The organism is Clostridium tunisiense TJ (assembly GCF_000300195.1).
GTDB classification, from domain to species: Bacteria; Bacillota; Clostridia; order Clostridiales; family Clostridiaceae; genus Clostridium_J; species Clostridium_J tunisiense.
In genome coordinates this window covers 1-11,911 of sequence record NZ_AMQH01000012.1, presented here as the reverse complement: position 1 = coordinate 11,911, position 11,911 = coordinate 1, and the positions used below count along the sequence as shown (strand labels likewise).

The 11,911-nt window shown below is 30.1% G+C and carries 13 protein-coding genes; 5 read left to right on the top strand and 8 right to left on the bottom strand.

Annotation, left to right across the window (positions count from 1 at the left end; genetic code table 11):
- Window positions 1–7: 7 nt before the first annotated feature.
- From alr to C661_RS0111780, 4 genes are all read right to left on the bottom strand, one after another.
- On the bottom strand, window positions 8–1,180 hold the full coding sequence (gene alr / locus C661_RS0111795; protein ID WP_017415522.1) for an alanine racemase: 1,173 nt from the start codon (window positions 1,178–1,180) through the stop codon (window positions 8–10).
- Between the two features lie 145 nt (window positions 1,181–1,325).
- Window positions 1,326–2,690 (bottom strand): vWA domain-containing protein, encoded by a 1,365-nt coding sequence (locus C661_RS0111790; RefSeq protein ID WP_017415521.1) that lies wholly within the window; start codon window positions 2,688–2,690, stop codon window positions 1,326–1,328.
- A gap of 8 nt (window positions 2,691–2,698) precedes the next feature.
- Window positions 2,699–3,817 (bottom strand): ATP-binding protein, encoded by a 1,119-nt coding sequence (locus tag C661_RS0111785; RefSeq protein ID WP_017415520.1) that lies wholly within the window; start codon window positions 3,815–3,817, stop codon window positions 2,699–2,701.
- A 68-nt stretch (window positions 3,818–3,885) separates the two neighbouring features.
- Window positions 3,886–4,686, bottom strand: coding sequence for a hypothetical protein (locus C661_RS0111780; RefSeq protein WP_017415519.1), 801 nt, complete (start codon window positions 4,684–4,686; stop codon window positions 3,886–3,888).
- A gap of 318 nt (window positions 4,687–5,004) precedes the next feature.
- On the opposite strand from C661_RS0111780, the gene C661_RS0111775 reads away from it, so the two are divergent.
- Window positions 5,005–6,147, top strand: coding sequence for a glycerate kinase family protein (locus C661_RS0111775; RefSeq protein ID WP_017415518.1), 1,143 nt, complete (start codon window positions 5,005–5,007; stop codon window positions 6,145–6,147).
- Window positions 6,148–6,442: 295 nt separating this feature from the next.
- Complete coding sequence (locus C661_RS0111770; RefSeq protein WP_017415517.1) at window positions 6,443–7,207, top strand: 3'-5' exonuclease; 765 nt, start codon at window positions 6,443–6,445, stop codon at window positions 7,205–7,207.
- Between the two features lie 32 nt (window positions 7,208–7,239).
- Here the strand turns inward: C661_RS0111770 and C661_RS0111765 are convergent, their stop codons facing one another.
- The 3 genes from C661_RS0111765 to C661_RS0111755 are packed head-to-tail and all read right to left on the bottom strand — an operon-like array spanning window position 7,240 to window position 8,262.
- Window positions 7,240–7,512 carry a hypothetical protein gene (locus C661_RS0111765; protein WP_341349157.1) on the bottom strand — a complete coding sequence of 91 codons (273 nt, stop codon included), beginning with the start codon at window positions 7,510–7,512 and terminating at the stop codon, window positions 7,240–7,242.
- A complete protein-coding gene (locus tag C661_RS23655) occupies window positions 7,433–7,816 on the bottom strand; it encodes a hypothetical protein (protein WP_192812663.1) in 384 nt (127 codons plus the stop codon). The genes C661_RS0111765 and C661_RS23655 overlap by 80 nt, the downstream gene beginning before the upstream one ends.
- Window positions 7,817–7,824: 8 nt before the next feature.
- Window positions 7,825–8,262, bottom strand: coding sequence for a hypothetical protein (locus C661_RS0111755; RefSeq protein WP_017415516.1), 438 nt, complete (start codon window positions 8,260–8,262; stop codon window positions 7,825–7,827).
- A gap of 301 nt (window positions 8,263–8,563) precedes the next feature.
- Between C661_RS0111755 and C661_RS0111750 the strand changes: the two genes are divergently transcribed.
- A complete protein-coding gene (locus C661_RS0111750; RefSeq protein ID WP_017415515.1) occupies window positions 8,564–8,794 on the top strand; it encodes a glutaredoxin family protein in 231 nt (76 codons plus the stop codon).
- Window positions 8,795–9,028: 234 nt separating this feature from the next.
- Here C661_RS0111750 and C661_RS0111745 read toward each other — a convergent pair whose 3' ends face one another.
- Window positions 9,029–9,877, bottom strand: a complete 849-nt coding sequence (locus tag C661_RS0111745) for a patatin-like phospholipase family protein (RefSeq protein ID WP_017415514.1) — start codon at window positions 9,875–9,877, stop codon at window positions 9,029–9,031.
- A 170-nt stretch (window positions 9,878–10,047) separates the two neighbouring features.
- Between C661_RS0111745 and C661_RS0111740 the strand changes: the two genes are divergently transcribed.
- The gene (locus tag C661_RS0111740) at window positions 10,048–10,395 is read left to right on the top strand and encodes a cupin domain-containing protein (RefSeq protein ID WP_017415513.1); all 348 of its coding nucleotides are present in this window, start codon (window positions 10,048–10,050) and stop codon (window positions 10,393–10,395) included.
- A 366-nt stretch (window positions 10,396–10,761) separates the two neighbouring features.
- On the top strand, window positions 10,762–11,808 hold the full coding sequence (gap, locus tag C661_RS0111735) for a type I glyceraldehyde-3-phosphate dehydrogenase (RefSeq protein ID WP_017415512.1): 1,047 nt from the start codon (window positions 10,762–10,764) through the stop codon (window positions 11,806–11,808).
- Window positions 11,809–11,911: the final 103 nt, after the last annotated feature.

Genomic DNA, 11,911 nt, shown 5'->3' with positions numbered 1-11,911 from the left:
AACCCATCTAAGTCATTAAATAATTAACTTCCCCAATAATTTTTTCATCTTTAATATATACTCTAGGAACTCTTCTGCTTATTACACTTAAAACCTCATTTCTATTTGTATTGCATTTATCAGCTACTTCCATCACATCTACAAAGTTTTCTCCTTGCCCTCCTAAAAGAACCACTTCATCTCCAACTTTTACATTGGATATGCTAGTCAAATCTATCATAGCTTGATCCATACATATTTTACCTATTACTTTAGCCTTTTCACCATTAACACTTACTTCCCCAGCATTAGAAAGACACCTCATGTAACCATCAGCATATCCCACAGGTAAAGTACCAACTTTTGCCTTTTCCTTTGCTATAAAAGAGTAATCATAACCTACCCCTTCTCCATTTTCTATATGCTTAATATGAGAAATTTTAGTTTTAAAGGTTAAAGAGGTTTTTAAAACTGGTGACTTGTCACTAATTCTTGATGGCCTCATTCCATATAGAAATGCCCCAAGTCTTATCATATTCATGTGAAACTCAGGATATCTAACCATTCCAATACTGTCACATACATGTTTAATAGGAATATGAATTTTCTCTTCTTCTATTTCTTCTATAACCTTTTGAAATAAATCAAATTGCTTCTCATCTTCCTGTCTATTAACCAGGGCAAGATGTGTAAATATACCCTCAACTTCAATATTTTTAAGTTTATAAATACTTTTTATAATATCTTTCAAATCTTTACTCCATTTAAAACCTAATCGATTAAAACCCGTATCAATTTTTATATGAACTTTTTGTATTGTTTTTAAAGATGAAGCTATCTTTGAAAGTAATTCTCCCTGCAAAGCACTGAATATAGTTAAGGTTATATTATATTCTACGGCTATATGCAGATGTTCCTCTGACGTATAGCCCATTACTAATATAGGTATATCCTTAAACTCTCTTCTCAGTTCTATAGCTTCTAATAAACAGGCAACTGCTATATAGTCTACCCCTTTGTCAACAAGTATTCTTGCAACTTCAATTGCTCCATGTCCATAAGCATTAGCCTTTAACACTGCCGCTATTTTTGTTTCCTTTAAAAGAAGTTTTTTAGCTTCATTGAAATTCCAAATTATATTATCTAAATTTATTTCTGCCCAAGTATCCCTAAGCCTTAAAGGCATACTGCTTTTAAGCACAATAACTACATCTCCTTTTTTAAGTTTAAATAAATTTTAAAAACTCATTTAATTATATGAATTGATTCTCTAATATATAATTTAAAAGCATATTTTTCTACAAAATAAAAAAAGGAAGGTATCCCTTCCAAAACAATAAATAATTTTAAATCATAGGTTGTTGACTATTCATTGACCAACCTTCATTTTTTATATCTAATAAATCTACAGTATCTGTTCTGATTTCCACCTTCTTTAGCCTTTTAACAATTCCAAAAGGATTTGCTAAAGAAAGCTTGTCACCTCTTCCTGAAATTATCCAAAGAGTATTATAAGCCTTTGGAAGAGCTTTTAATCTTTCTTCGCCTTTGCCATCGGTAAAATATATTAAAATATTAGTGTCTGTACCATTAACATATTGGAATACTGGACTAAACTTAGTGCCACCACCAGTTACTTCTCTTTCCTTTATATCTTTTATTGATTTTATTTTGTAACTTCTTCTTATTTCTGTATCACACTCTAAAATAGTTATCTCATGATTATAATTCTTAACAATACTTAATACTTCCTTCATTGCTTGATGAAATTCTTCGTCACTAATACTACCACTAATATCAATTGCTACTGTTACTTTAGCTATGTGATTCCTCAATTCTCCTTTTAAATCTAATCTATTAGGTTGTCGTCTATTTCTTCTTGTTATAGTCTTCTTTTTTTTACTTTCCAAAGTTCCCATTAGTTTTTTTAAATATATATTCCAAGGTATCTCTCCCTTTTCATTACTTAAAGCCTCTATCATAGAACTTAAATAAACTGGTATTGTACCTTTTACTGCTTCACTTGCAAATTTTTCTGTGAATTCTTTAAGAGTTTTATCATCAATTTCTAAAGACTTATCCCATTGATTATGAGTTTTAGAAATATCATACTCCTTTTCAATGTCACTTTCCTTTGTATCATCTTCTTCGCTATCTTCATTTTCCTCTAATAAATTTAACTCTTCTTGAATCTTATTCACATAGTACTCCATAGAATTATAAGGTTTCAAGTTTAAATTATAGTTTAAATTAACCCATTCAATGGTTGTAGCGTAAGGAGGTAAATAATCTAAGTATTGATTTACAACTATATCCATGGCCATATTAATTGCTAAGGTACTATAAGTATGTTTAAGTTGTTTAGCCCTTATTAAGTGTAAGCTAAGTATATGATGAATTTCATGCTTTATGGTACTTTGCATTTGCTCAGTAGTAAGACCTAAATAAATAAAAGGATTAAAATAAATAACATATTTCGCCTGCTTAAATTCTATTGAAGTTGGTGATGCAATATCATATTTAACCGCTCTTCCCATTTGCAGAAGAAAGTAACCATAAAAATTATCCTTATCCTCCATAAGCAAGAAGTTTACTTTGTTAATGAGACTTAAAAATTTCTCTTCAAAATCCCTCGGAATAGCCTCTACAGACTGCACATTCGAAATAACTTCATAAAGCTCTTCTTTTAATTCATGAAACTTATTCCCCATTATACCACCTAACCTTTTATTTCATCATAAGCAGCAAAATACATATTTACAAAGCCTTCATTTTCTATGGATAAACTATAAACCTTGTTGTAACTTAACTTCATATCCTGCATCAATGCAAGTCTTAAGTCTACAGGGTAAAGTTCTATAAACTTAATAAATCTCTCTATTTCTTTTTCTGTGGGATATCCACACTCTAAAATATGTAGAAGATTTTTAGCAGTTAAATATAATCTTGTGTGACTTTCTGTCTTTATCCTTAGTAAAGTTTCCTTAGATATCTCCGGCCCTTCAAACACTTCTTCAGCGGAGATTAAGGGTTTATTATTTTCCTCATTAAAGGAAATAAATTCTTCTGCTATTTTATTACCTAAGTTTCCAGCTACTATATTAAAAAGCACTCTTTTAGGAATGTCTCTGCTGCTCTCCTTATATAGCTTACAGATTTTAGAAACTCTCTCATAGCTTCTAGGTGTGGCTTTTGCATAAACATTACTGTCCTTACTATGTAAGTATTCTGGGAAGGTAGCTATAAACTCTATTACTTTATTTTCAACCCCCTTTTCTATTGCCCAGTGGAGCCATGCTTTAGTATCACTTTCCATATAAAGCCAAACAAACCTATTTTCCTGTGCTGAGTCCATATCTACTACTTGGTAATCAAAATCTTCTCCGTATTTACTTGAAGGATTCATTGCGGCCAAAATTTTCACCCTATTATCCAAACTATATCCGTTAATTTCTCTATTTAATATCAGATTCATAAGTTCCTGTTGAACAGTGTGCTCACAACGATTAATCTCATCAATAAATAAAAGCACTTCTTCTTCATTTTTTACAAACTCATCAATATCCTGAAGTTTGCTATGAACCGCATAAACAGTTCTTTTTTTATTAACTAAATTTCCATTAGCATCTATGCTTTTATACTCTTCTATGGTTGGTAGTCCCCCAATTTCTCCCTCCTTTAGCAAGTTTCCATCTATAATAACTAAATTCCATCCTCGTTTTTTACTAAGTTCTTTGGCTAAAGCAGTTTTACCTATTCCACTTTCTCCAACTATTAAAGGAACTTCTCCCGTTTCAATAATAATTTCTGCACTAATTAAAGTATCTTTAAAATTCATATATTTTCTTTGAGAAGAGGTTAATTTTTATCTTCTCAAAGTTTCACTTCCTTTCCTTTGTACCTTTACTAAACTTTCAACTTTTCATCCACCGTTATTTTCCTAGCTTTCTTACTACCATACTTATTAATAAAAAGGATTTTATCCATAGATATATTACCTTGCTTTTCATTAATACTATTACAATTAATAAAAGCTCTCACATAGTTTTCCTCAACCTGTTCTTTAGATAAGACTTCTTTTAAAGCTTCTTCAACTTTCTCCTTAGGTATATCCTTAACAAAATACTTCATTACCGAAGGATTATTTTTCAAAAGTATAAGCTTTTTATTTTCATCAATATTTGTTATAAACTTAATAGCTGATTCATTTTCTTTTACGGCCAAAATTTCGGCCTTTAAAGTAGGCTTATCTATATACCTTAAAGCTTCATAATTTATGCTTATAGCCAAAAGCTGAAGCTCTTCACAAGGATTTTTAATGTATTTTATGGAATCATAGTCTTTTTTGATAGCTAGTTTTTCAATTTCTAAACTTGGGTTTTCAGCATATCTTATTGCCCATCCCTTTTGGTTAATACCTATGTTAATCAAGTCTTCACAAGGATTCTTAATGTATTGCAAAGTATTCCATGCCCTTGATACCGCATATTTTTTCATGTCGTAGGTTGGATTATCTATAAATTCTATAGCTCTAATACTACTTTTTAATGCTAATTCCTTCATTTCCTCAGTTGGGTTTTCTATGTACCTTATCATCATTCCATCTCTTTTAATTGCTGCCATCTTTATCTTTTCGCTAGGGTTAGGAATGTTTTTTATGATGATTGGGTTACTTTCTATAATTTCCATTAATTTATCCTCTGTCATAAAATCGCACCTCAATACTTATTAATTAGAATATGTAATTAATAATAATTATTTCTTATAATGTAATTATAAGCTTTTTAATTACACCCAACAAGGCAATTTATTATATAAGAAATCTATATTATTATTGATTATACTATCAACACTATAATAAAGGATATAAGAATTCCTATTTTAAATTCTACTTGAATAATATAAAATATAAATAAAAAAATATGTAATTTCAGATAGCTAAATAATGTCTATTGAAAAATATGATAATGGTTGCAGTAATAATAATCATAGAGTTAAACATTTTAGAAAATGGTGGTGATTTTAATGAAAATTGTAATAGCTCCTGATTCTTTTAAGGGCTCCTTGACTGCTAAAGAAGTAGCTGATGCAATTGAAAAAGGAATACATAAAGCATATAGTCATATTAAAATAGAAAAAGTCCCCATGGCTGATGGTGGTGAAGGTACAGTTCAATCCTTAGTAGATGCAACTAATGGAAAAATAATTTCAACAAAGGTCTTTGATCCACTAATGAAGAAAATTGATTCTTTTTATGGTATTCTTGGTGATAACAAAACTGCTGTAATAGAAATGTCCGCAGCATCCGGTCTTCCACTTTTATCTAAAGAAGAAAGAAACCCTCTTATCACAACTACCTATGGAACTGGTGAACTTTTACTACATGCCCTAGATCAAGGCTGTAGAAACTTCATAATTGGTATTGGTGGTAGTGCGACAAATGATGGTGGATTTGGAATGATGAAAGCTCTGGGAGTTAAATTTTTAGATTCTGGTAGAAATGACATTGGCTTTGGGGGAGGAGCTTTAGAAAAGTTAATGTTAATTGATACTAGTGGGTTAGATAAGCGACTTAACGGTTGTTCAATTACAGTTGCCTGCGATGTTGATAATCCCCTCTATGGTCCAAAGGGTGCTTCTAGTATCTTTGCTCCTCAAAAGGGTGCTACACAGGAAATGGTTTCACTTCTTGATAGCAATCTAAATCATTATTCAAATATAATTGAAAACCAATTAGGAATATCCATTGGTGAAACTCCAGGTTCGGGAGCAGCTGGCGGACTTGGGGGCGGATTAGTAGCCTTTTTAAATGCCCAACTTAAAAAAGGTATAGACATAGTGATAGAAACCACAAATTTAGAAGATTATATATGTAATGCAGATTTAGTCATTACAGGAGAGGGAAACATTGACTATCAAACGCAATATGGAAAGACTCCCTATGGGGTTGCAAAGATAGCTAAAAAACATAATATCCCAGTGATTGCTCTGGCAGGTGGTATTGGTGAAGGAGCTAATATTTTATATGAGGAAGGCCTCCATAGCATCTTTTCTATCACCGATAAGCCTATGACCTTAGAGGAAGCCATGGAAAATGGCAGCCAACTTTTAGAGGATACCGCTGAAAGGGTAATCCGTACAACTCTATGTTTAATGGTAAACAAATAAAGTTCTAATACTTATACCCTTAAAATTTTTAGTAGTTTTCCATTTTAATAATATAGGTTATAATATAATTTATGTATATTTCACAGTGAATTACTTAACAAATTATTAAACTTCTTTTTCAATTAATACTTAGTACTTTCATTAATTATTAGTAACTATCATAGAAATATTAATATAGTTAAAGAACTTGTTTATGAAATAGTTTATTATAATTTTTTTAAAGATAGTTTTTGTTAATTAAACTAAATTACATGCTATCCCAAGTAATAAACAAGAAATATTAGGAGGTGGCAAAGTGAATTATATTATATTGGATTTGGAATTTAATCATCCCTCTAAATCGCAAGATGAAGAACAAAATAAAATAAATAAAAGCTTCCCTTTTGAGATAATTCAAATTGGTGCCTTAAAGCTAGATGAGAAATTTAATACTTTGTCTACATTTGATAAACTAATAAAGCCTGAGGCTTATACAGATATTAAACCCCATATACAGGAAATTACAGGTCTTAACTCAGAAATATTAAGTACCGCTAAAACTTTTAAGGAAATATATGGTAGTCTTTATACTTTTCTTAAAGGTGATAATATTTTATGTGTTTGGGGCGCCGCTGATATTAAGGAGTTATTTAGAAATATAACATATCACGAGTTAAACCACTCTGATATTTCTAAAAAATATATTGATATTCAATATCATGCTTCGAAACATTTTCAATACCCTAAAGGAACAAATATAGGCTTAAGCAAAGCTGTAGACTTATTATATATTCCTGTTAAAGAAGATTTTCACAACGCCTTTAATGATGCTTTTTATACAACAGAGGTTTTTAAAAAGATTTATAAGAAGGAAATTGTGCCTAAAGTTTATAACCTCAATAAACTTAGCACTAATAGGGAGCCATCCAAAAGCACTAAATTAGATACTCATAAATTATTAATGCAATTTGAAAAAATGTTTAACCGTGAGCTCACCAAAGAGGAACAGTCTATGATTAAACTAGCCTATAACATGGGAAAAACTAATCAATTTCAAATTCAGAAAAAGGAATCAAAATAGGTTCGGTTAAAAACTCATGAACCTTTTGATTCCTATAAATATATTCCTAAGATTAACATTAATAATACAAGTATAAAAGCTATAATCAAAAACTTTAATAAATACTTAATCCATTTACCATAAGGTACCCTAGCAATTGCAAGGCCTCCCATGACCACAGCAGAAGTTGGGGTGATTAAATTAATAAGCCCTGAAGCTGATTGGTAAGCTGCGATAACTATAGCCCTAGTTACACCAGCAAAGTCTGCTAGTGGTGCCATAATTGGCATTGTCAAAGTTGCAAGTCCAGAAGTTGATGGTATCAAAAGAGATAAAGGAATATAAAATAAATAGGTTATAATTACAACCCCTGGTTATGAATAAAGCTACTTCTATTGCATCATAGAAGCCACTTACAGGAGCCATTATCACATCAGTAATTCCTTGAGGATTTCCTTCCACTAGATGATAGGTTTCTGAAATTGGTATCTTTTTAATTGCACTTGGATCTACATAGTTATACTGACCTGCTGGTATAATCCAAGTAAGGATAGTTACTACTATGATAATTAAAAAAAGTATAGTATAAACACTAGGCATTTTAAAATTCTTACTCATTTTTTCTCCCATAGTGTTTCTTAAGGTGTCAATTTCTCTACTACTTCCTCAAAAGAAATATTCTCTAGCCCTTCTGGAAGTTTAAAATTTGGATTTTCTAACTCTCCGCCCATATTCTTTATTATAGAATTTACCTTTTCTCTATCTTTTTCATTAACATTCACAACTACCTTGTAATTTACATCTGCAATTTCATCAAAGCCTCCCATTCCACTAGCCATTGGGCTTGCTGCTGCTAGAGGACCTTGCTCTGTTGTATATAGCGAATTTGAAGAATTTAATACTAAGCTAGAAAGACTTGGTGAGTTTACTGCACCGCCTTCATTTCCTTCTCTAGTGTAATCAAGTATTTCATGGGTATTTAAATCGGAGTATGCATTAGCAAACCCATTTTCTTTAAATGCTTCTACTGCTTTATTTGCATTTTTTATTCCACTAAAATAACTTACGATTTTCATAGTTCTTCCTCCCTTCGGTCTATAAATTTATCTTCTCACTAAATTATTAGTATTATTCTCATAAATAAATTATAAATTAACATATATTGTATACATTAAGTGTCAAAATAATATTTATCGTATAGTATAAATAAGGAGTTTTTTTTACACAAGCTTTTATATTTTTGTTTAACAAAAATAATTCTTTCTAAAAAGTCATGGAAATAAAGTAAAATAAATCATAAATTAAGATTAGTAACTCATAAGATAAATAATAGATGCTTAATAGATTTATTTTGCTATTTAAAAGGAGGTTTCATTTATGAATAAAGTTGAAATTTATACTAGCGATACTTGCGGTTACTGCCATCAAGCTATGGATTTTTTACAAGCCAATAATATTGAATATCTAGAGTACAATATTTCTAGGGATTTAGATGCTAGAAAAACTCTTATGAGAAAAGGTTATATGTCAGTACCATTATTAGTTATTAATGGTGAAGAGGTTCTTGGGTTTGATAGAGAAAGAATATGTACTATTCTTGGACTATAAATAACTTTTATTCTATTTATCAATTTAACTTTTCACATGTAAAATTAAGCCACTATCAGTAGATAATGGACTAAATTATAGTCATTAATAAAAAAGAATCCATAGGTATTTTAAAATTGTCCTTTATAAAAGGCATACTTTAATTCTCCTAGGGATTTTTTCATTCTGCTTAAATATTTATATTTTCTACTGTAGACTTTTCAATGATTAATGACAAAACCATATGAAACTTCTCTACTCATTAATAAAGTTTATTATTTTATCATAATAGTTTTCTCCATCCTCATGTCCATTTTCAAATAGATTATAGAGTTTTTCTTTATCCTTTTCAATTCTTCCAACTTTAACTTTTTTTGAAGGTCTGATAACTATTGCCTTGCCTTCTCTCTCTAAAGTTTCTATATAATCTAAGGTTTCATTGTATTTTTTATATCTATTCATTATAGTTTCCACAAGCATTGGGTATTTTTTATACTTAAATTCTATTAATTTTTCAAACTTCATAGGACTTTTTCTATACTCTTTATCTCTTGTTAAAATGATAATATTTTTTTCATTTCCATCTTCAATGGATTTTTTTATAGGAATAGAATCTGAAATTCCACCATCTAAAAGTTCATATCCTTTTAGCTTAACCATAGGAGAAATAAGAGGCAATGAAGCTGTAGCCCTTAAAGCATAAAACCCTTCTGTTACATCTTCTTTATTTAAATACAGAGGTTTACCAGTATTACAATCAGTAACTCCTATAAGAAATTTACTAGGTGATCTATGAAAAGTTTCATAATCAAAGGCTACGTGTTTATTTGGTATCTCTTCAAAAATAAAATTCATTCCAAAAAAGGATTTTTCTTTTATAAGATTTCTAAAACTTGCATACTTCCAATGATTTGCAAAATCAATGTTTACCCTTTTATTTCTGCCCTTTTGTCTTGATATGTAAGAAACTGCATTACATGCTCCAGCAGATACTCCTATAATATAGTTAAAGTATAAGTCTTTTTCCATAAAGTATTCCAATACACCACATGTATACAGTCCTCTCATGCCCCCGCCTTCAAGAACAAGACCTATATTTGCCATGTTAGTTCCTCCTTTTTTATAAATGTAATATATTTCTATTATAACACCAACTTTAAATCTTTTCTAACTACCTTGATTTTTACTGAATATTAAAACTTACAAACTGATTTTGAATTTTTTATTTTATTAAGCAAATACTAAAGTCATAAAATTCTAAGGAGGATTAAAACATGGAAAAGCTTAAAAATTTACTTGATGGAACCCTAAATCAATATGGTGATAAGGCTGTTCCTAAGATTCCTGTATTTGCAGGTAGTGATATTACATCCGAAGTTTATTACTTCAAGCCAAATCAAATATTGAACAAACATAGGCACCCAAGTGGAGAACAGATATTTTTTATTCTTAAAGGTGAAGGTAGAATGATGGTTGGAGACGGCGCTTTTGACATCCAAGTAGGTTCTTCAATTTTTGTACCTGCTGGAGAATGGCATGAAATAATTAATGGAACTGTATCCGAAATGGTTGCGGTTCAAGTTACTAAAGTTGGAGCAGGATTTGAACCTCATAACGGATAATTAATACTCTTTAAACTGCAATATGCAATAAAATATAAGCTAAAGTGATATACTAATCATTTAATTAGTGTATCACTTTATTTTTGAAATTTTCTGAGTTTTTCATCATTTTATAGGTTTTTTTACCAAAGTAAACGTAATCATGTATTTTAAAGATATTACATGAAAAAGTCATATATTCTTTTGTAACCTAATATAAAGGCTAATAATCACATAATTTAAGAGTTTACATATATATGTATTAATGTTATATATATAGTATAGCACATAAATTGGTTTATTTTTTATGTGCCACATTATATAATATCAATAATATAACCTTTAAATACATATATAATAATTTGTAAGATTATGGGAGGAATTTTTATGTGTACAAAAGTTGCTATTAACGGTTTCGGAAGAATTGGACGTTCTGTTCTAAGGATTGCGTCAGAAAGATTAGAAAATGATGTTGAAATAGTTGCAATTAATGCCAGAGCAGAGAGTGATACTTTAGCTCATCTTTTTAAATACGATTCTTGTTATGGAACCTTTAAAGGTGATATAGATACTACAGAAGATTCAATAACTATAAATGGAAAAACAATAAAAATTTGTAGAGAAAGAGATCCTGAAAACTTACCATGGAAAGCTCTAGGTGTAGATATTGTTATCGATTCCACAGGAGTTTTTAAAGATAAAGAAAGCCTTATGAAACATGTTAAAGCAGGTGCAAAAAAAGTAATTCTAACCTGCCCTGGAAAAGATGAAGATATAACTGTAGTTATGGGTGTAAATGAAGATAAAATAGATATTGATAAGCATACCATTATATCTAATGCTTCTTGTACTACAAACTGCTTAGCACCTTTTGCAAAAGTTTTAGATGAAGAATTTGGTATAGTAAAGGGTTTAATGACTACTATACATTCATATACAAATGATCAGCAACTTCTTGATAAAAATCATAAAGATTTAAGAAGAGGAAGAGCTGCTGCAGAATCAATAATACCTACCACTACTGGAGCTGCAAAAGCAGTAGGTAAAGTACTTCCAAATTTAAATGGAAAATTAAATGGATTTTCTGTAAGAATTCCTACTCCAACAGTTTCAATGACTGACTTAGTTTGTGAACTTTCAAGAAATGTAACTGTGGATGAGGTTAATAAGGCTTTAAAGAAAGCTGCTGAAGGTCAAATGAAAGGGATACTTGGTTATTCAGAAGAACCACTTGTATCAATAGACTATAGAGGTGACGAAAGATCTTCTATTATCGATGCACTATCAACTATGGTTATGGATGGAAACATGGTTAAAGTGGTTTCTTGGTATGACAATGAGTGGGGATATGCTTGTAGAGTTGTAGATTTAACTAACTATATGGCTGCTGAAATGAAAGCATCCTCAAACTACACTGAAGAAATAGCAATATAATTAAAAAAACTGGAGAATTAATTTGATACGATTAATTCTCCAGTTTATTATTATAAGTTCATTAGTTTCTATTCTTTTACTTTAAAGGTTGAGTTTAAAAGCT

Coding starts and splice junctions, on each gene's coding strand:
- C661_RS0111755 (WP_017415516.1), bottom strand. CDS start 8,262: ATGAAAATCGTAAGTTATTTTAGTGGAATAAAAAATGCAAATAAAGCA.
- C661_RS0111790 (WP_017415521.1), bottom strand. CDS start 2,690: ATGGGGAATAAGTTTCATGAATTAAAAGAAGAGCTTTATGAAGTTATT.
- C661_RS0111780 (WP_017415519.1), bottom strand. CDS start 4,686: ATGACAGAGGATAAATTAATGGAAATTATAGAAAGTAACCCAATCATC.
- gap (WP_017415512.1), top strand. CDS start 10,762: ATGTGTACAAAAGTTGCTATTAACGGTTTCGGAAGAATTGGACGTTCT.
- C661_RS0111740 (WP_017415513.1), top strand. CDS start 10,048: ATGGAAAAGCTTAAAAATTTACTTGATGGAACCCTAAATCAATATGGT.
- C661_RS0111775 (WP_017415518.1), top strand. CDS start 5,005: ATGAAAATTGTAATAGCTCCTGATTCTTTTAAGGGCTCCTTGACTGCT.
- C661_RS0111745 (WP_017415514.1), bottom strand. CDS start 9,877: ATGGCAAATATAGGTCTTGTTCTTGAAGGCGGGGGCATGAGAGGACTG.
- C661_RS23655 (WP_192812663.1), bottom strand. CDS start 7,816: ATGGGAGAAAAAATGAGTAAGAATTTTAAAATGCCTAGTGTTTATACT.
- C661_RS0111785 (WP_017415520.1), bottom strand. CDS start 3,817: ATGAATTTTAAAGATACTTTAATTAGTGCAGAAATTATTATTGAAACG.
- C661_RS0111750 (WP_017415515.1), top strand. CDS start 8,564: ATGAATAAAGTTGAAATTTATACTAGCGATACTTGCGGTTACTGCCAT.